The following is a 21347-nucleotide window of genomic DNA, read 5'->3' as shown; positions in this document are numbered from 1 at the left end:
GGTCCCCCTCAGTCGGAAGCAAGCTGCTTCGAGGCGTTCTCGGCGATAACCTTCGCGCCGGGCTTGGCAATCGGAATGCCGGCAACGACGACGCGGTCGGATGAGGTCAGGCCGGAGGTGATCACGCGAAGCCCGTCCCGCAGATCGCCGAGCTCGACCTTCTTCGGCTTGACGGTGCCGTCCGCACCGACGGTCAGGACGACGTGTTCGGACTGGTCCGGCAGAACCGACGCGTCCGGAACGAGGAGCGTGGGGACCGCCTTCGAGATCGCGATGCGAACCCTTGCGAATGCGCCAGGAGTCAGCAGGCCATCGGTGTTCTTGATCGTCGCGCGTCCGTGGATCGTGCCGCTCGAGCGGTCGAGCGCATTGTCGATGAAGTCCAGCGTACCGTTGCGATCGAAACTGCCGCCGTTGATGGAAACCTGGACCTTGTCGGCCAGGGGTCCCTGCTGCTGCAGGTGCGCCTGCTGGAAGGTCGCGTAGTCCGACTCGCTCAGGTCGAAGTTCAGATAGATGTTGTCGACCGAAACCAGCGTCGCGAGCAAGGTGGTCGGGCTGGTGGCGGCCCGGCTGCCGGCGACCAGGTTGCCGATCGAGACGAGGTGCGTGCCGATGCGTCCGGTGAAGGGCGCCGTCACGCGGGTATGATCCAGATCGAACTGCGCGTCGCGCACCGCGGCCTGCGCATCATCGAGAGAGGCCTGCGCCGCGCGCTTTTGGGCCAGCCGCTGGTCGGCATTCTCGACCGTTCCGAAGCCGCTCTGCTTCAATGTATCGGCACGGCCCAGTTGCTGAATGGCCAATTCGAGCTGGGCGCGAGCCGTCTCGACCTGTGCCTTGGCCTCGTCCAGCTTGATCTGATAGGGGGTCGGGTCGATCTCGAACAGGACATCGCCTTCGCGGACGATGTCGCCATCCTTGAAGCTGATCTTCGTCAGCGTGCCGCCGACCTGAGGGCGAAGCTCGACCTGCTGCACCGCCGAGAACTGGCCCAGCAGCTGCAGCCGCTTCTCGACGTCGCGTTCGGCGGGCGTGCTGACGGTCACAGTCGGGGCGGTCGGCGCGGCCGCCTTGGCCGATGGAGCCAACAATCCGGGCCCGAAGACGACGCCGGCGCCGAAAATGCCCAGTGCAGCGGCTGTGGTGAGCCAGACCTTGATGCTGGCTCTGCGGAAAGAATGGCTGGCGGCGACTTGGGTCATAACGATCTCCGTTATCTATCTATCAGTAGATGCACAAAGGTACTCGAGGCACCCAGTCCTGTCAACGTCTATCTATCGGTAGACAGAAAAAATGTGATGCTACGCCAACCATATGATTTCATGTTCGTTTTCTTTTTAAGGCGAGGATTTCAACCCGTTTGATGGTTCGGGGCAGGACTTCGCATGTCCGGCCACCCGATCCCGTCCGCCGGGTTGGCGCCGGCTCCGCGTGCTCGTCTACCGGCGTCCGCGACGCTGCGGCATCGCCAGGCTCGCGGCGGCACGCCGACGAACCGGTTGAAGATCCGCGTGAGGTGGGACTGGTCGGCCAAGCCGCATTCCAGGGCGATCTGGGCGATGGACCGGTGCGTCGTGGCCAGAAGCTGCTTAGCCAAGCCGATTCTCGACATCAGGACGAAATCGGAAAACGGCACTCCTTCACTCGTCTTGAAGGCTCGCGAGAAGTAGCTCGGGCTGAGGTTGACTATGCGGGCCACCGTCCCGATCCGTATGCGCGCGTGCAGGTTCTCGCCGATGTACTTCCGGGCGCGCAGGATCTGCCAATCGGCGAGATGACCGTTCTTGCCGCAGCTTTGCCTTGGATTGGCGACGAGCCTGCGGGCGTCCTCGATCCGTTGCCGGGCTCCCGGCAGGTCGCGGTCCAGGAGCTTCAAGGCTTCTTCGAGCAGGACGGCCGCAGCGGCTTGCTTCGTCCGTTCGCTGGATTGAATAGCGGCAAGCGAGACGGACATCCCCAACCTCTCGAATAACGGTTGCGGGCCCAAGATGCTCCTTTGCCGGCGCAAGGCGAGTTTTCGAGCGTTAACGCTCGTTATTTGTCGTTATCGCGCCGAGGGCGGCGGCGATGGCGAGCGTCATATTTCGAGATCGAAGGCCTCGGACGTGCCGATTTCGACGTGCTTTCGCATCTCTTCGGGATAGACGTTGCGGTAGCGTCCCGTCCGCGCCGGAATGATCTCGACCATTCGCCTGATCATCTGGTCCGGATCGACCTGGAGAGCTTCGGCATCCGCGATGGCATCCGCTTCAGCTCGCAGCGAGGCTTGCTTGGTGAAGTTTCTCGAGTCGTCGAGCCAACCGAAGGCATTCGCGATCATTCCCTCGTCGAACCTGGTGACGGCCGGTCCCGGGTTGATCGTCTGTACTTGTATCCCGAACGGCTTCAGTTCGTGATGAAGGGCGCGGGAGATCACTTCCAAGGCATGCGTGCCGGAAGCGAAAGGCGCGATAACCGGGGGAAACTCGAGACTCGCGACCGAGGAAACGAAGACGATCTTGCCGCGCGTGCCGGCGGCGACCCACTTCCGCACGACCTTCTGGATCAAGGCGAGCGGCCCGAATACGTTGGTCTCGAAAAGGCTGTGCAGGATCTCCAAGGGAATTTCCGAGATCGGGCCGCCTTCGCCCCGAGCGATGTTATTGACAAGGATACCGAAATCGAGCGGCAGGATAGCGTCTATGTCGGTAGCGTTGCGGACGTTCAGTTTGTGGGATTTGAGCGTGATGCGCCGCGTTCGGGCCTTCGTCTGCAGCGCGTCCGCCACGTCCTGCGTACGCGCGGTAGCGATCACCTCGTGACCGGATTCGGCCAGGCCGAACGCGATCTCCTCCCCGAAGCCGGATTCCGCTCCGGTGATGAGAATGGTGTCGGACATCGACCGTCTTCCTCGTCCCGTCCTCAGCCGCGTGCGAGCGGCGGCGTCGGTTTGGGGCTCAATATCGTCCCCGTTCCGGCGGCGTTCTTGGATGGTCGATCCGAATTTGACGTTCGATGCGGTCGCACCAGATACGGGAGCGGTGGGTCTAGATCAACTTTCGATCGTTGGGCGACAGGCAGACCTGGGCGGGCCCGCTATGAAACCTTCGGCACGGGCCCGTTCCGATACTGCTTGTAGGAGGCCTCGATGTACCGGGCGAAGCTGGATGCTCCGAGCTTCGCTGCCCAAGCGCGCGCTTCGTCGAAGCAGGCCTCGGCGGCAGGGTCATCCCGTTGCGCGAGCGCGACGGCTTTAAGCCGCAGGGCCTCCGGCAGGAACCACCGGCACTGCATCGCTTCGAGTTCGGTGGCAAGCTTGCCGGCGAGATTCGCGACCAGGTCGGTCTTGCCGAGAATGAGGCAGCTTTGAAGGACCGGCACCAGGATCCAGTTATTCCGATTGGTCAAGGTCTGCCAATCGCCGGCGAGCAGATCGCTCTCGATTCCGGCGAGCGAGGATTCCGTGCGGTAGCGGTGGATCTCGATGATCGCCTTGAGATTCCGGATCCACCCCTTCCATCGCGCACCCACATTGAAGCGTCCGCTCAGTACCTCGAATTGACCGGTGATGTCGGCCCAGTCAGAGCTGACGTAGAGCGTTCTGCAGAACAGCTGGGACAGCGGAATGAAGAGCGTCGGGAGATGATCTCCGGCCTCCGCGATCGCTTTCCGATTCCATTCTTCGGCTTCGTCCAATTGTCCGACTTGCCAGCAGCATTCGCTGAGATCGCACATCGAGACGGCTCGGTGGATAAGTCCGAAGCGGTTGGCGTCGGCAGCGCTCATCTCGGCCGGATAGGAATCGACCACGCGTCGATGCGCTTCCATGGAAGCACCGAACTCGCCGAGATCGTGAAGCGCCCAGCCTTGCAGCGTCTGGGCGACGAAGCCCGCCGACACGTCGCCCAAAGCCCGCGCTCGATCCTGGAAGGCACGGCCCGCCTCCAGACACTTCTCCGGGCTGTACCCGGGGCCCGACAGATAGGAAAGGCCCCATCGCGCCTTCAACTCGCTGTCGGTGTCACCGAGAGTCTCGGCGATTTCGACCGCCTCGCGATACAGCGCGATCTGTACTGCGAGATCGGGGCGCGAAAGGCCCAAAGCGCGGGCGTACGGCATCAGAAGCGGGAGGCGCTCCGCTGCGCCGGTCAGGGAATCGAGGGTCCGCCGGCTCCAGTCGGTGAACTCGAACATGTATCCCAAGTGGAGCATCAACGGAGCGAACTTCACCAGCAACGACGACTGGAACGCGGTGTCTCCCATCGCGAACGCTTTGCCGATCGCATACCGCAGATCGTCCATGCGACGCCTCGCGAACGCTGTCGCCTCGACCACGTGTCCCGATCGGATCAGATCGCCGAACCGGTCGCAATCCGCGATGAGGCGCTGCCCCAACTTCCTGACCAGCACGTTGTCCGGATCGATCAGGGGAAGCCGCTCTCGCGCGAAGGCGCGGATGGTTTCCAGGAACACGTAATGCGATCGGGTCGGGTCGGATACGAAGACGATGAGCGACTTCTCGACGAGACCGGCGATGATGGTAGATACCTCCCGAGGAGAGAGGGGCGCCCATCCCGCCACGTCGATCGCCGAATCCAGGTCGAACTCTCCGCTGAAGGTCGAGAGGCGTGCGCAGACGATTCGTTCGTTCGCGTCCAGCAGTTCGAAACTCCAGCTGATAGCACCTTCGAGCGTCTGATGCCTCGGAAGCGCCGTCCGCAAACCGCGACTGAGAAACGCGAAACGATCGTCGAGCCGCGAGGCCACCTCCGGCAGACCGAAGGTCCCGACCCTGCCGGCGGCAAGCTGCACCGCCAGTGCGATGCCGTCGAGGCGACGGCAGATTTCGGCCGCCGGCGCCGCAAGTTCGTCCGTCAAAATGAAATCCGGATCGGACGATCGGATCCTCTCGACGAGAAGCTCCACGGCGGCGTAGCGCAAGGCCTCCTCCGCGCTTCCGGCGAAACTTACTTCCGGATAAGGCAGACCTTCGAGCCGATGGACCACTTCGCCTTCCACGTACAACGGTTCACGGGTGGTCGCGAGGATCCTTGCCCCGGGCACGTTCTGCAGAATTGCGGCCGCGGCCTCGGCGATCGATCCCAGCATGTGCTCGCAATTGTCCAGAACGATCAGCACCTTTTTTCCCGCGGTCTTTTCGAGAATCGTCCGGAGGGGATCGCCCCCGGTCTGGTCCAAGGTGAGGCCCGATGCGATACGGGTCAGGACGAGGTTCGAGTCGCGGATCGGCGCGAGGTCGACGAAGCAGACCTGTTCCGCGATTTCGGAGACGTCGGAGGAAACGACGATCGCGACGGTGGTCTTTCCGATCCCCGCAGCGCCGACGATGCTCACCAAGCGGCTTCGGCCCAACAGGTCCACGATCTTCGCAGCGGCCGCTTCGCGCCCGATGACGGGCTTCAGCAGAAGCGGTAGTTGACCGTGAACTGCCCGCGGCGGTCCGGCCGGAGCGGGCGCGCGCCCGCTCGGCCGCGGCGGCCAGTATTCGAGATGAACGTCGCGCGAGAAGGCATAGCCATGCCCGGCCGTGCTTACGACATACGCTTCGTTCGTTCCGCCTTCCGCCAAGCACTTGCGCAAGGCGGCCACCGTCACGCGCAGGTTCACTTCGGCAACTGTGCGATCGCGCCAGATACGCTCCAGCAATTCGTCCTTGGTGCAGATGGAGCCGGGCCGCTCGAGCAGTGCCGCGAGCAGTTCGACCGCGCGCGTGTTGAGGGGCAGCGGCTTTCCGTTCTGGGTGAGCACGCGCTGCTTGAGATGCAAAACGAATGGACCGAAACCGACCCATTCGGTATCGCGGTGCTGATCATCTTCGCCATGCATCGCGTGTCATCCAACCTAATCGGTAAAACCCGCCTGGCGGCTAAGACGCCGCCGGCTCTTCCGCGATGGTGTCAAACTACCTGATCTAGCGACGAATTCCGAGCCTTTTGACCTCTTACGGGTTTTTGCAAAACAAAAACGACAATGAAGGATGTGGGAACGAAAACAATCGGTTGGATGCATTCCCGCTGCGACCGTCGCCAAGACCGCGGTCCGTCAAGTCCGGACGATCGGCGGCCGCGAACGTGTGCGGCCAAGACTGGGGACCTATGACGACATAGAGGTAAATTGCGCTACTCGGCCGCGCGTCGTGGAGGCCGCTGCGATGAAGATACCGGTCGTCGGCAGGAACGGGCGCAGAGCGACCTTCGTCGCGTGGAGCTATTGGCTATTGAACTCCTGCCGATCCGCGTTCGGAGGGCCGCTCTCGCCGACGACATGGATCGCGCGCGATGCGATCGATGCGCGCTCCGTAGCCCCGCAGCGGGATGGTGGCGAGGAACGTCGGGCTTCAAATGGCCCGATGCGACCGCCACAACTTCACGGTGGCTCGATCGTACGTCGTGGAGTCGTTCAAAGCCGCCGATACGACCATCCCGCCGGTGATGATCGCAAGGAGTTCGGTCGCCTCGTCCGGCAGGAGTCCTGCGCCGACCAGCTTGCCCAGGCACATCCTGAAGAAGCGCCTTACCTCCGCCGCGACCTCTTCCGGCAGACCCAGCGATCCGGCTCCAAGAACCGTTACCGGACACATCCTATTGGCCGAGAGAACGGTGCCCCGGAAGGCGTTCGTCAGCACGTCGTAGGGATCGACGCCGCCCGCCAGTTCTCTGTCTATCCGCTCGCCTAGCCGGTCGGCATATCTGTGCACGACCGCTGCGGCGAGCTTCTCCTTCGTGGGGAAATGATAGTGCACGCTCGAACTCTTGATGCCGACATCGTCCGCGACTTCCCGGAAGCTGAAGCCGTTGAAGCCGCCGCCGCGCATTCGACGCTCGGCTGCGTCCAAGATGGACTCTGCGATGCTGCTCATGGCACACTCCCATCTATCTTTCGATAGATAGATACATTGTTCCAGGCCCCGTCGCAAGCTTTTTGTCTATCAAGCGATAGGGACGCGGCAGTCCGGCGATCAGAACACGCTCCGGGGCGCCGTCACTCCCCGGTTCATGGAACGGTTTGGTCGTTCAAATCGGGCGCCGGGAGACAAGAACCCTGAGACTTCTCCGGTTTCAATCAGCTCCCAAGATGCGGCGAATGGAGACAATGGAGAAGCTCCTGTGGCGACGGAATTAAAACCTCGCCTCCGCGCCCAAACGTAAGCCCGCCTGCGTCACGCAAGTTTCGACTCTCTATCGGTAGATAGCCGTTGACCGCTCGGTGAAAAACACCTACCTGTTGATAGATAGATGGATTGCCGCACCGGTTTCCCCCATCGGAGATGAAGATGCTCGAATTTACCCATCGCAATCCGGAGATGAGGCTCGGCGAGAAGAGGCGCGTCGCTCTCGTCCTCGCCGACATTCAGAATGAATTCCTCGAAGAGAAGGGGTCGGGGACCTACTACGCGCTGATCGAGGATGCGCTGAAGAAGCGCAACGTCGTCGGCAACCTGGAGAGGCTTCTCAAGACCGCGCAGGAGCTCGGCTACTTCATTGTGCACTCGCCGCACTGGTACTACCCGACGGACCTGCAGTGGACAGTGCCGCCCGGAGCGATCGGCCACTATCTCGGCGGCATCGGCTTTTGCGGCCGCAAGGACCCGGTCGATCTCGAGGGCTTCAAGGGCTCGAGGGCGGACTACTACGAACCGTTCAAGAAGTACCTGCTGGACGGGCACACCTGCAACACGTCGCCGCACAAGGTCTTCGGGTGCGAGTCGAACGACGTGATCAAGCAGCTGCGCATGCGCCGTGTCGAACAAGTGATCATGGCGGGTCCCGTCGCGAACATCTGTCTGGAGTCGCACATGCGCGACGTCATCGAGGCGGGCTTCGAGGTCGCGATGGTCCGCGATGCGGTGGCCGCCGGCGTGAACGAGGAAGGCGACGGCTACACGGCGGCGATGGTGAACTACCGCTTCATGGCGAACGCGGTCTGGACGACCGACGAAGCCCTGCAGCGCATGAAGGCCGCGGCCTGATCCCGAAATCCTGCGAAATCGAAAAGCTGAAGAGAAAGAACGACCATGTCTGATACCATCCTCATCACCGGAACGTCGAACGGTTTCGGCAAAGACCTCGCAAATACGTTGGCCGCCGGTGGTCATCGCGTATTCGCGACCATGCGGGATATGGACGGGCGCAATCGCGAAGTGGCGAAAGAACTGCAGGCGAAGGGCATCGAGACCCTTGAGCTCGACGTCACGAACAACGCGAGCGTCGATGCCGCCGTGAAGACGCTGTTGGGCAAGACCGACGGCAGGCTGGACGTACTCGTCAACAACGCGGGCATCGCCTCGGGAGGTCTCGCGGAGGCCTTCACTCCGGAACAGGTGCGCGAGATGTTCGAGGTGAACGTGTTCGGCGTCCAGCGCATGATCCGGGCGGTCGTGCCGCAGATGCAGGCGAACAAATCCGGCCTGATCGTCAACGTCGGTTCGATCCTGGGCCGGCTGACGCTGCCCTTCTACGGTCTCTACGGTGCCTCCAAGCACGCCGTGGAAGCCCTGACCGAGGGCTACCGATACGAACTTTCGCAACTGGGAATCGACGTCGTGCTGGTGCAGCCTGGTCCGTTCCCGACGAATCTGTGGGCGGCGGTTCAGAAGCCCTCCGACCCCGGTCGGGCCGACAAGTACGGCGAGGTCGCCGCTCTTCCCGGCAAGCTCGTCGATTTCCTCGGCGGCGTGTTCTCCGGCCCCGACGCTCCGAATCCGCACGACACGGCGGAAGCGATCGCCAAGCTGGTCGGGACGCCCCGCGGCAAGCGTCCCGAACGCGTGGTCGTCGGCCTGGCGTTCGGCGCCGATGCGGCCAACTCCGCAATCCAGCCGATACAGGAACAGGTGATCGCCGGCATCGGTCTGGATCAGCTCAAGAAGCTGAAGGTCGCTTGACGACTTTCGAGGTGGATCCGAGAGCGCCCGCTCACGGCGGGCCCCTACAGCAAGGCAAGTGACATATGGCAACTGAACGCAAAGTCGTCGTGGTGACCGGCGCGTCGCAGGGACTCGGCGAGGCCTTCGTGAAGGCCTATCGGGAACGAGGTTGGCGTGCGGTCGGAAATTCAAGGTCGATCGCGCCTTCGAGCGACCCCGACTACGTCACCGTCGCCGGCGACGTCGGCGAACCGGAGATCGCCAGGAAAGTCGTCCGGACCGCGCTCGAACGCTTCGGCCGCGTCGACACGCTGATCAACAACGCCGGCATATGGCGTCCCGGTCCGATCGAGGGCATCTCCGAGGATCTCTACCGACGCGTGATGTCGACCAACCTCGACAGCGTGTTCTTCGCAACGCAGGCCGCGGTGCCCGCTATGAAGAGGCAGGGCGGAGGTCACATCGTCCAGATCTCGACGAGCCTCGTTGAGCATGCGCTCCAGACCGTGCCGGCCGTCCTCGCCTCGCTGACGAAGGGTGCCGGCGTCGCCGCCACGCGAGGACTCGCGATGGAGCTCGCTTCCAGCAACATCCGCGTCAACACCATCTCGCTCGGTATCGTCATCACGCCGCTTCACGATGGATCGAACCCGGATGATCTGAAGTCTTTCTCGCCGCTCAACCGCAACGGCAAGATCGAGGATGTCGTGCGGGCCATCAACTATCTAGAGGATGCCGACTACGTGACCGGCGAGATTCACTACGTGGATGGAGGTCGGACTGCGGGCCATTGATCCCCGGCGAACGCATCGCTTCTCGCAAGCCCATCTTCGGACTGTCTCGTCAGCTTCCGCCTCTCTTGCCACCCGAGCCAGGCTGCAATTTTGCGGCCCCTCACCCAAAGGAGATACCGTCATGACAAACACTTTCATCCGAAACGCGCTGGTCGTCGCCGCTACTGCCACCTCGCTTTTCAGCGCCCCTGCCTTGGCTTCCGAGCAGACTGCGAAACTGCCCGAGGCGACCAACTCGCTCGAAATCCCATTCGAAGATATGACCTTCGCGGATTCTGGATTTGCCGCCTACGGACCCCGCCGTCCCGACGATCATTCCAACAGGGACATCATGGTGTCGGACGCCTACGGCAAGGTGGCTTCGGGACCTCACGCCACGATCACCAAGTTTCCGAAGGGCTTCAAGAGCGCGCTACACACCCACACCGGCGATTACTACGCGGTCGTGATTTCCGGCGTCATGGCGAACTACCGCCCCGGCAGCGAGATCAAGCATCTGAGTGCCGGATCCTATTGGTTCCAGAAGGGCGGTGAACCCCATATCACCGAGTGCTTCTCGGAGAATTGCACCGTCGTCCTCGTCCAGGACGTTGCCTTCGATGCGCAGATCTTAAGCAAGTAAGCGGCGGCCAAGGCCTGGCGGTGTTCGTATCGCTACGGCCTGTTGATCCCGGTGCGGGAGACAACGTTCCGTCTCTCGCACGCATCCCCAGCGAGGAGATTTGTCATGAAAGGTCTTCAACTTACCGGCTACGGAGCTCCCGCCGATGTGCTGAAGCTCGTCGAGCTTCCGGACCCGTCCCCTCCGGGAGCGAACGAGATCATCATCGACGTGGAAGCTTCGCCGATCGAGCCGACCGACCAGTACATCATCGCCGGCATCTACGGCGAATTACCGCCGTTGCCGCACTTCGTAGGCTGCACGGGGGTCGGTCGTGTCGCGGCGGTCGGTCCAAACGTCAAGCATCTGAAGGTCGGGGATCGCACGCTGGTTCCGATCAACGGGAAAGCCTGGGTCACCAGATTGAAGACGGATGCGTCCGGGCTTCGACCGCTTCCGGACGGCGACGTCAACCAGCTTTCGATGCTCGGTATGAATCCGGTGACCGCGCTGCTGCTGCTGACCGACTTCGTGACGCTCAAGCCAGGCGACTGGCTGATCTCGACGGCTGCGAATTCGGCCGTCGGCCGCGCGATCATCCCGATCGCCAAGGGGCGCGGCTATCGTACGGTCAATCTGGTCCGCCGCCCCGAACTGGTCGACGAACTGAAGGCGCTCGGTGGCGACGTCGTCCTAGTCGACAGTCCGGATCTTCCAGCGCGCATCGCAAAGGCGACAGGGCTATCGAAGTTTCCGCTCGTGCTCGATGGTGTCGGTGGCGCGACGACTCAGCGCCTGCTCGATCGCCTCGGCCTCTACGGCAAACTCGTCATCTGGAGCGGCATGAGCGGCGAACTGTCTCCGATCAACAACGTGCCGATCATCTTCAACGGCCAATCGCTGCACGGCTTCTGGATCATGAACTGGCTCAAGGTGCCCGGGAACGTGGAAAGGCTGGAGGGTATGTACGCGGAGTTGGCGCCGCTCGTCGCGTCGGGCGCCATCGCGTTGCCGACCGTCGGCGAGTTCGGGCTCGATCAATACGTCGAGGCGCTCGCACTTGCCTCGAAGCTTCGGGGAAAAGTGATCTTTCGTCCGAACCGCTGAGTCCCTCTTCGAAGGAGAAAAGAAATGAGCAAGAAGTTTGCTCCTCCGGAGCAGATCTTTTGGATCTACGAGGTCAAGATCAATCCGGGAAAGACAGAAGAGTTCGTCTCCGTCGCGCGCGATCTCATGGCGACGATGGAAGACGAACCGGGCACCGTCGAATATCGATATTCGCTGAACGCGGATCGATCGATTTGTCACATCTACGAACGCTACAGAGATTCGGACGGCCTGATCGCGCACGCGGACAACTTCGGTCGCGCCTTCTCCGAACGCTTCGCGGAAGCCTGTAGCCCGTCACGCTTTTCAGTCTACGGCGCCCCCGACGATCGTGTGAGGTCCATCCTCCACCAATATGGAGCGACCTTCTTGTCGAACATCATAGGGCCGACCGGATCGTGATTTCGGAAGGCGCGGCAATCGATCGCCGCCGAACGACCACGCGAGCGCCGCCACGACCGGCATCGGCGCCCCTTCCCGTCACGCTGGAGGCTTCCTATGCGTCGTCACCGTCGAGACCCGACGATCGCAAGACGATCGTCGGACCGATGGACGTCAGGCCGCAGTCTTTTCCTCGACCCGAAAAGTCGCAGTCGCGCGATCGTACTCCCCGCTGTCGCGCAGCGCGTTCGCGACGACCAGCGCGCCGATAATCGTGGACAGGAATTCGCTGGCGTCGTCCGCGGACATGCCTTGGGCGAGCATCTTGTCCTGGCACATCTTGAAGAACCGCTTCACTTCGGCAGCGACGGGCTTCGGCAGATCCTGCGAGGACGCGCCGAGGATCGTGCACGGACACATGTGGGCTTTCGAGAACGCCGTTCCGCGGAACGCCTTGGCCCAGACGCGTTTCGGATTCGGGTCTTTCGCGAACTCCCTATCGATATTGCCGGAGGTGCGATCGGCCCAACGGCGGACGACCTCGGCAGCGAGGTCTTCCTTCGTGGGAAAGTGGTAGTGGACGCTCGAGCTCTTGATGCCGACGTCCTCGGCGATCTCCCGAAAGCTGAATCCACCGAATCCGCCTGCCTGAATCCGCTTTTCGGCCGCGTCCAAGATCGCCGTCTTCATGTCGCTCATGTGGCTCGCTCCTGCGTCTACCTTTCGATAGATAGCTCAATGGAGGCCGAATCGCAAGCTTGGTTCCAGGAACCCGTGGCTGCGCCGGGGCAGAATGAAGCTATCATTAATTATCTGCCTATCGATAGATAGATGTTGACAGGACCGCGGCGAGCGAATTACAAGCAATCTATCTATCACCAGATAGATAAGTCGGGCGGCCGCTGGCCTTCTCGATCTGGATCCCGCCGCATCCCGGCGCTCGAACCCGCAGGAGCTTCGCCATGGACCGCCGCCTTGTAATTCTAGCGCTGGGCATGTTCGCCCTCGGAACCGATAGTTTCGTCGTCGCGGGCGTGCTGCCCGAGATATCGCAGTCCTTCCAGGTGAGCGTGGGCGCCGCTGGGCAGCTCACTACCGTCTATGCGATCGCCTACGCGCTGCTGTCGCCGACGGCTGCGGCCGTCTTCGCGCATGTCGAGCGCAAGAAACTGATGCTCTCCGGTCTTGGGATCTTCATTTTCGCCAACCTTGCGACCGCTTGGGCGCCTAACTTCGCTTTCGCACTGGTCGCTCGCGCGCTCGCGGGGCTGGGAGCCGCCATCTACGCGCCGACCGCCACCGGGTCCGGCGCCAGCCTGATGCCGCCGGAAAAGCGGGGCTTCGCGCTCTCCATCGTGATCGCCGGGCTCACCTTCTCGACCGCTCTCGGTTCGCCGATCGGCACGCTGATCGGCGGACTTGCCGATTGGCGCTGGACGATGGTGTTCGTTTCGGCGATCAGCGTCGTCGCGGCTCTGGGCATCACAGTGTCGCTGAAGGACATCCCGACGCCGCCGTCGATCTCGCTGAAGCAGCGCCTGGCGCCGTTCGCGGATCGCCGCATCGGGCTGACGCTCCTCACCACGTTCTTCTTCCAGGCCGGCAACTTCGCCCTCTACACGTATTTTGCGGTCATCTTCGGGCGCGTTACGCACGGCAATACGCTGATCCTCGGCCTCCTGCTGGTTCTGTGGGGCGTATCGGGTACCGTGATGAACCTCGTCGGAGGCCGGCTGGTCGATACGATCGGCACGCGAAAAGTCCTGGTCGTCATGTCGGTCGCACTGATCGCGGTCACGGCGACGCTGTCCTGGACCAGCGCCGCTCTCGCCACGGCCATCGTCGCCGTCGTAGTCCACGGCGCGACAAGCTGGGGCCAACTCGCGGCACAGCAGCATCGGCTGGTGTCCATCATGCCAACGGCTGTCCCGATCGTGCTCGGCCTCAATACGTCGGCCACCTACGTCGGCGTTGCTTCCGCAGGTGTCATCGGCGGCGCTAGCTTGACGTTGATCGGTGCGCAAAGCATCGGATGGATCAGCATGGTTCTCTACGTCGGCGCGCTGATCGTTGCCGAGATCGTCCATCGCCTGATCGCGGCGGGAGCTTCTTCCGACAAGAAAGCCGAGCGCGCCGAAGCACCGGCCTTCGCCGCTCGATAACCCGCAACCAAAGCAAGACAGGATAGGAACATGAGCCAGATCGAGAAAGCGAAAGTGTTCGCAGCGCTTCACGTCAAGGGACGACCGATGGTTCTGTACAACGCCTGGGATGCGGGCAGCGCGAAGGCCATCGCCGACGCCGGCGCGAAGGCGATCGCGACCAGCAGCTGGGCTGTCGCCGCCGCGCAGGGCTTCAAGGACGGTGAGGACCTTCCTATCGCCATGGCGGAACAGATCGTCTCCCGAATCGTCGCCACCATCGACAAACCGGTCACGATGGACTTCGAGGGTGGCTACAGCGAAGACAACGGCGGGTTGGCCCAGAACATCGAGAGAATTCTCGATCTCGGAATCGTCGGGATCAACTTCGAAGACCGGGTGGTCAAAGGAAAGGGACTTTACGGCGTCGATCGCCAGGCGAGCCGCATCTCGGCTATTCGCGATGTGGCCGATCGCAAAGGCATTCCGCTCTTCATCAACGCGCGCACGGACGTCTATCTCGGAAACGGAGACGATGTCGAAGAGGCTTTGAGGCGCGGAAAGGCCTATGCGAACGCGGGCGCGTCGGGTTTCTTCGTACCGGGCGTCAGCGTGCCCGACCATATTCGCCGGCTCGCCTCTGAGACGCCGATTCCGGTCAACGTCATGGTGATGGATGGCGTGCCGTCGAACGATGAGCTCGCGAAACTTGGCGTCGCCCGTGTGAGTTACGGCGCGCTTCCTTACGCCGATTCCATGAGCACGCTTCGCCAGAAGGCAGGAAATTTGTTTTCCTGACCTGGCGGCGGAGCTCTGTCCATCGTGGATCGAGTGTTCACGAAGGCACCGCGGCCGGTGAAACCGATCAGGTAGGCTCCTGGTAGAAGCGGGATAGCAGGATAGCACCGGGCAGGCTTGCGTGATCAACGATCGTCGCGCAACCCCTAAACGGGTGTCTCACCTTTCCTTCCGCCCACTTGGCCCGAGGCGAGAGCTTCACTCCACCCAGATACCCTTGTGGGCGATCCGCTTCGCGTAGGGCTGCGTCCTCCTGATCAGCGGCTTCAGCGGCCTTTGCAGATCGGCTGCGGAGACCTTATCGAAGCCGTAGTCAACTTTGCCGAAGTAGACCAGGTCGCCTTCCTTGCGCCGACCGAGATAGATGCCGTCCCACTTGCTTCGTCGAATCCAACTTGAGGGAAGTCGCTAGGGCGGGGGGACGAGGAAAGTACCGGTATGCTTTGACGCAGGGCAACGGTTAACTTGGACGGTCAGTTGCGAGGCAGGATTGGACTGTCGAAGCTTTCCATTACCAATGGAGAGCTCTAAGACGGCCCGTCGCGATAGGTGCGATCATGCGCTGACCACCGATTGACCACCGAAACCCCGTGAACAAACAACGATAACGGTGGTCAATCAGGATCGAGCTTTATTGTTTTTGTTGATTTTTTCGGTCGCTGATTACGTTCGGGACGGCCGACTTCATGACACGGATGGTCTCGTCGTAGACCTTGATGGGGACCGGGTAGGAATGCCGGTCCTTGCCGCCGTGCGCCAGCGAGAACCGCGCCGGATCCCGGAAGCGATAGGGCGCCCCGTGCACGACCTCCGCCACCATCGCGAGCGAGCGCACCGTGCGCGCACCGACGCCGGGCGTCAGCAGCAGGTCTGGAAAGTCGACCGGCCCCCGCTCGGCCGCAGCGGCGAGCGTGCCGTGCAGCCGCCGCGTAAAAACGTCGCTCGATCGCGCGTCGTGATGCGCCGGCATGATGAGGTGGGGCAGCAAAGGTTGTGCTGGCACCTCGCCCGTAAGAGCCGCCAACTCGGAAACGATGCGATCCGGACCCAAATCGTCCAAGAGGTCGAGTTGCCTGGCGCGCGAGATTTCCGCACGCTTGTCCGTCAAGTTGACGATCTCGCCTCGATCGCGCTGTGCGGCTTGTCTACGAAGCTCTTCAGGTTTTCGGAATGCCAATGGTAGCGGCGCGCCTGCTTCTTGTCCCCATTCATGCCCTGCTGCACGATGGTCCACTCGCATCGTCGGTCACGAAGAACCCGTGCAGATAGAGGTGGAAGCCGTCCTGGACGGCGGCCCTGTCGACTTTTGCGACCAGACGGCTGGTAAACGGCGGGGTCGTGCCGGAATTGACTTCCAGAGCGGCCGAAAAGGAATTCGGTGAGAAGGGTGCGGCAGAGTTATCCTATCTCGTCGGCCTTTATTGCATGGTCTCCGTCACCCTTAACACTTTTGACGTGCTGGTACCGGAGTGACCGGGAACGGGCGACGTTGCGGAGGATAAGTCATGATTCAGCATTGTCATGGTTGGTCGAGCAGGTGAGGCGGGCGTTCGATTTTCTACCATCCGACATGGTCACGATCGTTATCTTCTCCTGTCCAACGAATCCCCAGTAGCCATGGTGGAAAACGTGATCGTAGGCAAGGATGGAAGGTTGATCGCATCTCTTCCGACGCCGGCAATGGCGGAAGATGTGGCGCAGCGGCTAAACGAAGGCGAATGCCAGCGCCAGGAGGACCTTTGGTCCCTTTAGCCCTGGTAATTCCAATCCTGCGACGCCGGAGCAAACCATGAATTTCCGGACCAGTGCGAAGGTGGAATCGAGCCAGCGCCAACTGCCGTTCGAGTGCGTGGCCTTGGTGCTGCAAGGAGGAGGCGCGCTCGGCCAGGATCTCTGCTCGGCGCTGCATGCCTGGCTGCACCGCGTGCCCGGCGGCCTCGGCGTCGCCAACATTTTTGGCGCGATCAACTCAGCCATTATTGCAGGCAATCCGCCAAAGAGGGGGGTGGATCGACTTCGCGAATTCTGGATGCTAATCGCGACCGAGACTCCGTTGCGATGGTTCGGCTGGGCAGGGCTGGGAGGCGACAAGGGGCGTAAGTTTCCTAATCGGGTCAGCGCCAATCTCGCTCTCACGATCGGTGCTACGGAGTTTTTCTTAAATCAGAACGTCCTTGCCATGGCTACAGCCGTCGGGCACGACAGGACGAGGAGTCCGCAACTTGGCGTCGCTACGCCAACGCTCAAGACATCTGGAAGACGGGTCGTCATTCCTGATCATTGGCTCGTCGCTGATGGTCTATTTGCCCGGGGCAGCGTCGCGTTTCAGCTTTGACGCGGAACAAGGGACGTGACCAGCGTTGCACGAACGGGCCGCCAGCCGACTCAAAGTTCGCTTTAAACGACTCAATTCAGGCTTGCGGGCACACCAAGAGCGTCTCGGTTGTCCGACACAAAAACCGACAGGATTATTGGAAAGGATCATCGCTGCGGCCTCTAATGAAGGTGATACGATCCTAGATCCATCCTGCGGCTGCGGCACGATGGTTGAAGCTGCGGAAGGCTGAAGCGGAAGTGGATCGGAATCGACGTTACCCACTACGCCGTGACCTTGATTGAACGCAGATTGAAGGGGCAGGCGTTTCCCCAACTTGGTATCAAGTGGCCGGACGTCCGAATGACATCGCTGGAGCGCGCGATCTTGCAATGCGCAATTGTCGAATCAGCTGGTGCACGTCTCGTCCAGCGTCTTGTGAAAAAGCGCACAGTCTCTTGCCAGGTGATTTCTTGGGGTACCAATCGGCAATCTAAAACCTAACACAACACTGATCACTGGTTCCAACACATGCGGGACGTTGGTCAGTTGGAATGGTCAGTGATGTCCACCGATTGCCATATTTCTCGATCGAGCATCGTCTCTCAAGCGCGACGACCGTTTCAAGATTTGCCGCTGATCCTATCCCGGGGATAGGGCCAACTGTAAGAGCCGGGCGGCCTACCACCCACTAGCAGCTAGCCGCGGATAAAAGGTGACGAGAACTTCTTCTGCGATCTCCACGCATCCTGGCAGAGGGGCGGCCTCGAGAATGCCATCGGGCGAAATGCGCCGCATCCTGCGAAAGACTGATCTATCAACTCTCTCGACTAGTCGGTATCGTGAAACTCGTCGCTGCCTTACAACAGCGCCGCACGCAAGGGCCTTGACTTCAGAACGCCCGAGTCCTTGCTCAAGTGTCGCTACTCAAGTATGGCTCCGCCGGTTGGATATTAAGCGTACAAGAACTGTCCGGCTGGCTGAAACATTATAGTCTCTCGGGAGCAACGTGGCGCACATCAGCCAGTTTTGACATTCACCGAGACTTCCATTTCCAATTCGTCCTCAGCGTCGCCCCAAAAGCTTCCTGAAAGTGGGACTGCTTGCGCAGGCGTCCGGGATACCCCGACTCTAATAAGATCGCGGTTGCCTACAATGCCGTTTGTGGGATCGAATTCGACCCAACCCGACCCAGGCACGTAGATCTGACACCACACGTGTGTCGACCCGCCTCCGAGACGCAGAGGGCCGTCCCGGTCGTGTAAATAGACATAGCCAGTTACGAAGCGAGCCGCGAAACCAAGACTGCGAGCAGCTTCCATCATGAGAAGTGCGAAGTCACGGCAAGTGCCTTCCTGCCTCATGATGGTTTCGGCAGGTGTTTGCGTTCCGCGAGAGGATCGACGCTTATACGAAAAGCTTTGCGCCACAGCCTCGTTCAAGGTCATCAGGAGCTTGCCAGTGGGGATCGGGGCTGTTCGGGTCACAAATTTGTCCAGCCATGCGTCGATAGCTGCATCTGCATGGTGACCACGTATGTAGGGGAGAAGATCGGGTAACTCTTCCTTGTCGTATTCGAAGGGGTGCGTTCTTGCGTAATCCTCGATGCGGAAGTCCGGCGATTTCTCAGGCGTGTGATCGACCCGGATTTCAGTCTCGAAACGCAGCAGAGTTGTTTTGCTGTCAAAATCAAACAGCGTCAGGCAGTTCCCAAACGCGTCGTGGATCCATCGCGTCTCGGCTGCCTCAGGTGAAACGGCGAGCCTGTAACTGATCAATCGCTGATCGAAGCTATCCCGAGGCCGAAATAGAAGCTGATGCCGACCCGGCCGAACGGGATTTTGATAACGGTATATCGTCGTGTGGTGGACTGTGAATATGGTCATGTGAGCGCGCCGCCTGCTGCACTCTAACTCAGCTTCTACCACCGGGAACTTTATTTTCACCGTCTAAGTACAGGAACTTGGAGCCTTTGGCCGTTTTATTGCCTGCACCAATGCAATGAGGCAGAGACCATGGAAATCGAGGCTGGCTACGACATAGCTTTCAACTGCGATCGAGACGTGCCGATGGTGCTCATGCTCAGCATTCACCCTTCCAGGCACCGTGACTTGTTGACCGAACACAAAATGTACTTGTCTCCTAACGTTAGCTATCGCAATTATCGCGACAGTTTTGGCAACGAGTGTACCCGGTTGAGGGCTCCGGCTGGCCTCATTGAGATCCGCAACCGCTTCATCATTGCAGACAGCGGACGACCGGATGATCTCGCGCCTGACGCGCCGCAAATTGGAGTCGGTCAACTTCCAGATGGCACGTTGATATATCTGCTCGGCAGCCGCTATTGCGATACGGAGAAACTCAGCAGTTTTGCTTGGTCCCAATTCGGTAACATCGCTAGTGGCTTGCAACGGGTTCAAGCCATCTGTGATTATGTACATGACCGGATGGAGTTCGGATATCACCATGCTCGTTGCGATCGGACGGCGGCGGAAGGTCATGAAGAGTGCAGAGGCGTATGCCGAGATTTCGCCCATCTGGCGATCACGCTTTGTCGGTGTATGAACATTCCCGCCCGATATTGCACCGGCTATCTTGGCGACATCGGGGTGCCTAAAGATCCAGCTCCAATGGACTTCAGTGCCTGGTTTGAAGTCTATCTTGGCGACCGCTGGTACACGTTCGACGCTCGGCATAATCATCCACGAATTGGTCGCATTGTCATTGCACGAGGCCGCGATGCCGCCGATGTCGCCATTTCCACAACATTCGGCCCGGCACGGCTGGTCAGATTTTCCGTAGTCACTGAAGAACGGATAACTACCCAAGAACTTGGGACCTACAAACATGCAACCACAAACAGAGAAGCGGCGTTTATGTGATATGCGGCCAAATTGCCGCTTTGAAGTGTTCCGGCGGCCGTCCAGCGAATGCATTAATCACGCCGCTATCCATTCGCTCTTTGGTCAGTCTGCTTATTTTGTGCTGCGCGATCGCATGGGCTCTGCCAGCCGGGCTTTGTCTCGGTTAGGTGCAGGCTTAAGCGTTGCTTTTTTAATTCCGAGACGTTGCCCACGAACCATCGGACCCAATTACGTCGCCAATGGTTTAAATGCGGACAAAAATTTCGGAAGGTTACCCGATTGAGAATGGCCATCCTCATTAACTGGAGAAGGTCACGATGCCCGAGTGCCCCTGACGACGCTCGAAGTACGCTCCCTGCGACCAAGTGAAGACCGTCGGAGCGATGCCGCCTCACCTCCCAAGCCCATTTTGTTTTCAAGGCTCAGCTGCAGGTCGAAGGGAGGCCCGGGACTTGGCGCTGTTCAACGTCCGGAATCGACTGCGGTGTGCCTGCTGCGCGCGATGGTTCTGATGGTCTGGAGACTTCGTTTCGGCTCCTCCGTGCCCAGGACTGCTCCCGGTTCCCTCATTTACTCGCCGGCTTCCAGGAACACATCCTCGAGGCGCGCTTTGATACGCCGGAGGTGTCATGACCCGCCTTTGGAACACACCGGTTTTTATATTCGCGATCGTCTACTTCATCGTCGACGCCGTCTTTTCCTATGTGACGCGGCCGATCACAGCGTGGATGGCTAGACAGAGGCTGATGGAACGCGTACGGGTCCGGGTTGCTTCATTGCCGCCGTATCCTTCGCTTGCCCTTTTTGCGGTACCGGTGATCATCCTCGAGCCAGCAAAACCTTTGAGCGCCTATTTGATCGGGACCGGGCATTTTTCCCCGGGAGCTGTCACTTTTATTGCAGCGGAAGTCTTGAAGCTCACTCTCGTGGAGCGGCTGTTCCAGCTGAATAAGGAGAAGCTGCTGTCGATACCTGCTTTTGCGTGGGGATATCGGTATTGGCGAACCATGATGGACATGGTCGAATCTCTTGCAGTTTGGAAGACGGCAAGAAGGGTGGCTGTTCAGGCCGGAAACATGCTGCGTGCGGCTTTTCACCGTGCCCGAAGCGACCGCGCATGCGTAGCGCGGATTGATCGCTCGCGAGCCAGCTGAACGATCCCAAGCTCGCGTTTCCATCGCTATAGGGTCTGCTGAACAGGTTCAGTCGCATAGGGAAGTTGTACCTAATTGGATTGACCGCTAAAGTCCGCGACCATAAGTCTTTGGGCCGCCAAAATCTGAGGCCCGTCGCTTGGCACTCAATTCAACCATCTCTGTCTCTGTTGAATGCCTCCGGAACTTGGCGATCCGCTTGCTTGTGAAGTCTGCAACTAAACTGGGATGTTCAAGGGACGACTAATCCGATGTCCTAGAGATTTCGACTGAAGATGGCGTGTTTCGTCTCGCGATAAGCGGCGACGCGGCCAAAGACCTTCG

The 21347-nt window shown here is 60.6% G+C and carries 19 protein-coding genes and 3 pseudogenes; 13 read left to right on the top strand and 9 right to left on the bottom strand.

Going from position 1 to position 21347, the window contains the following annotated elements:
* Positions 1-8: 8 nt before the first annotated feature.
* The 5 genes from AAFG13_RS18050 to AAFG13_RS18030 form a co-directional block, all read right to left on the bottom strand.
* Positions 9-1205, bottom strand: a complete 1197-nt coding sequence (locus AAFG13_RS18050; protein ID WP_342712860.1) for an efflux RND transporter periplasmic adaptor subunit — start codon at positions 1203-1205, stop codon at positions 9-11.
* A 149-nt stretch (positions 1206-1354) separates the two neighbouring features.
* Positions 1355-1957, bottom strand: a complete 603-nt coding sequence (locus AAFG13_RS18045; protein ID WP_342712859.1) for an AraC family transcriptional regulator — start codon at positions 1955-1957, stop codon at positions 1355-1357.
* A 123-nt stretch (positions 1958-2080) separates the two neighbouring features.
* Positions 2081-2881 (bottom strand): SDR family oxidoreductase, encoded by an 801-nt coding sequence (locus AAFG13_RS18040; protein ID WP_342712858.1) that lies wholly within the window; start codon positions 2879-2881, stop codon positions 2081-2083.
* A gap of 197 nt (positions 2882-3078) precedes the next feature.
* A complete protein-coding gene (locus tag AAFG13_RS18035) occupies positions 3079-5829 on the bottom strand; it encodes a winged helix-turn-helix domain-containing protein (protein WP_342712857.1) in 2751 nt (916 codons plus the stop codon).
* 511 nt (positions 5830-6340) lie between these two features.
* Positions 6341-6862, bottom strand: coding sequence for a TetR/AcrR family transcriptional regulator (locus AAFG13_RS18030; protein ID WP_342712856.1), 522 nt, complete (start codon positions 6860-6862; stop codon positions 6341-6343).
* A 414-nt stretch (positions 6863-7276) separates the two neighbouring features.
* On the opposite strand from AAFG13_RS18030, the gene AAFG13_RS18025 reads away from it, so the two are divergent.
* The 6 genes from AAFG13_RS18025 to AAFG13_RS18000 all read left to right on the top strand — a co-directional run bounded on the left by AAFG13_RS18025 (position 7277) and on the right by AAFG13_RS18000 (position 11773).
* A complete protein-coding gene (locus AAFG13_RS18025) occupies positions 7277-7972 on the top strand; it encodes a cysteine hydrolase family protein (RefSeq protein WP_342712855.1) in 696 nt (231 codons plus the stop codon).
* 45 nt (positions 7973-8017) lie between these two features.
* A complete protein-coding gene (locus AAFG13_RS18020; protein WP_342712854.1) occupies positions 8018-8887 on the top strand; it encodes an SDR family oxidoreductase in 870 nt (289 codons plus the stop codon).
* Positions 8888-8952: 65 nt separating this feature from the next.
* Complete coding sequence (locus AAFG13_RS18015; protein WP_279376704.1) at positions 8953-9663, top strand: SDR family NAD(P)-dependent oxidoreductase; 711 nt, start codon at positions 8953-8955, stop codon at positions 9661-9663.
* A gap of 121 nt (positions 9664-9784) precedes the next feature.
* Positions 9785-10285: a DUF4437 domain-containing protein gene (locus AAFG13_RS18010; protein ID WP_342712852.1), complete on the top strand. Its 501-nt coding sequence runs from the start codon at positions 9785-9787 to the stop codon at positions 10283-10285.
* Positions 10286-10390: 105 nt separating this feature from the next.
* The gene (locus AAFG13_RS18005; protein WP_342712851.1) at positions 10391-11371 is read left to right on the top strand and encodes a zinc-dependent alcohol dehydrogenase family protein; all 981 of its coding nucleotides are present in this window, start codon (positions 10391-10393) and stop codon (positions 11369-11371) included.
* A 24-nt stretch (positions 11372-11395) separates the two neighbouring features.
* Positions 11396-11773, top strand: coding sequence for an antibiotic biosynthesis monooxygenase (locus AAFG13_RS18000; protein ID WP_342712850.1), 378 nt, complete (start codon positions 11396-11398; stop codon positions 11771-11773).
* Positions 11774-11926: 153 nt separating this feature from the next.
* On the opposite strand, the gene AAFG13_RS17995 is transcribed toward AAFG13_RS18000, so the two are convergent.
* The gene (locus AAFG13_RS17995; RefSeq protein WP_342712849.1) at positions 11927-12451 is read right to left on the bottom strand and encodes a TetR/AcrR family transcriptional regulator; all 525 of its coding nucleotides are present in this window, start codon (positions 12449-12451) and stop codon (positions 11927-11929) included.
* Positions 12452-12714: 263 nt separating this feature from the next.
* Here AAFG13_RS17995 and AAFG13_RS17990 point away from each other — a divergent pair, with 263 nt between their 5' ends.
* Entirely contained in the window at positions 12715-13914 is a 1200-nt protein-coding gene (locus tag AAFG13_RS17990; protein ID WP_342712848.1) for an MFS transporter, read from the top strand.
* Between the two features lie 30 nt (positions 13915-13944).
* Positions 13945-14691 (top strand): isocitrate lyase/phosphoenolpyruvate mutase family protein, encoded by a 747-nt coding sequence (locus AAFG13_RS17985; RefSeq protein ID WP_342712847.1) that lies wholly within the window; start codon positions 13945-13947, stop codon positions 14689-14691.
* 67 nt (positions 14692-14758) lie between these two features.
* Here AAFG13_RS17985 and AAFG13_RS17980 read toward each other — a convergent pair.
* Both AAFG13_RS17980 and AAFG13_RS17975 read right to left on the bottom strand, forming a co-directional pair.
* Positions 14759-15069 (bottom strand): annotated as a pseudogene (locus tag AAFG13_RS17980) (hypothetical protein); the annotation flags it as partial.
* 253 nt (positions 15070-15322) lie between these two features.
* Positions 15323-15903 (bottom strand): annotated as a pseudogene (locus AAFG13_RS17975) (DUF763 domain-containing protein).
* 108 nt (positions 15904-16011) lie between these two features.
* Here AAFG13_RS17975 and AAFG13_RS17970 point away from each other — a divergent pair.
* From AAFG13_RS17970 to AAFG13_RS17960, 3 genes and pseudogenes are all read left to right on the top strand, one after another.
* Positions 16012-16164: pseudogene (locus AAFG13_RS17970) on the top strand (carboxymuconolactone decarboxylase family protein); the annotation flags it as partial.
* Positions 16165-16480: 316 nt separating this feature from the next.
* Positions 16481-17026, top strand: coding sequence for a hypothetical protein (locus AAFG13_RS17965; RefSeq protein WP_342712846.1), 546 nt, complete (start codon positions 16481-16483; stop codon positions 17024-17026).
* 25 nt (positions 17027-17051) lie between these two features.
* Positions 17052-17258: a DNA methyltransferase gene (locus AAFG13_RS17960; protein WP_342712845.1), complete on the top strand. Its 207-nt coding sequence runs from the start codon at positions 17052-17054 to the stop codon at positions 17256-17258.
* 766 nt (positions 17259-18024) lie between these two features.
* On the opposite strand, the gene AAFG13_RS17955 is transcribed toward AAFG13_RS17960, so the two are convergent.
* The gene (locus tag AAFG13_RS17955; RefSeq protein ID WP_342712844.1) at positions 18025-18891 is read right to left on the bottom strand and encodes a transglutaminase family protein; all 867 of its coding nucleotides are present in this window, start codon (positions 18889-18891) and stop codon (positions 18025-18027) included.
* A 129-nt stretch (positions 18892-19020) separates the two neighbouring features.
* Here AAFG13_RS17955 and AAFG13_RS17950 point away from each other — a divergent pair, with 129 nt between their 5' ends.
* Together AAFG13_RS17950 and AAFG13_RS17945 are read left to right on the top strand one after the other, a co-directional pair.
* Positions 19021-19887, top strand: a complete 867-nt coding sequence (locus AAFG13_RS17950) for a transglutaminase family protein (RefSeq protein WP_342712843.1) — start codon at positions 19021-19023, stop codon at positions 19885-19887.
* A gap of 611 nt (positions 19888-20498) precedes the next feature.
* Positions 20499-21023: a hypothetical protein gene (locus AAFG13_RS17945; protein WP_342712842.1), complete on the top strand. Its 525-nt coding sequence runs from the start codon at positions 20499-20501 to the stop codon at positions 21021-21023.
* The last annotated feature ends 324 nt before the right edge of the window (positions 21024-21347 follow it).

The sequence above is a fragment of the Bradyrhizobium sp. B124 genome (assembly GCF_038967635.1).
Taxonomy (GTDB): Bacteria; Pseudomonadota; Alphaproteobacteria; order Rhizobiales; family Xanthobacteraceae; genus Bradyrhizobium.
The sequence above is the reverse complement of the archived record's forward strand: the minus strand, read 5'-3'. Positions and strand labels throughout refer to the sequence as shown.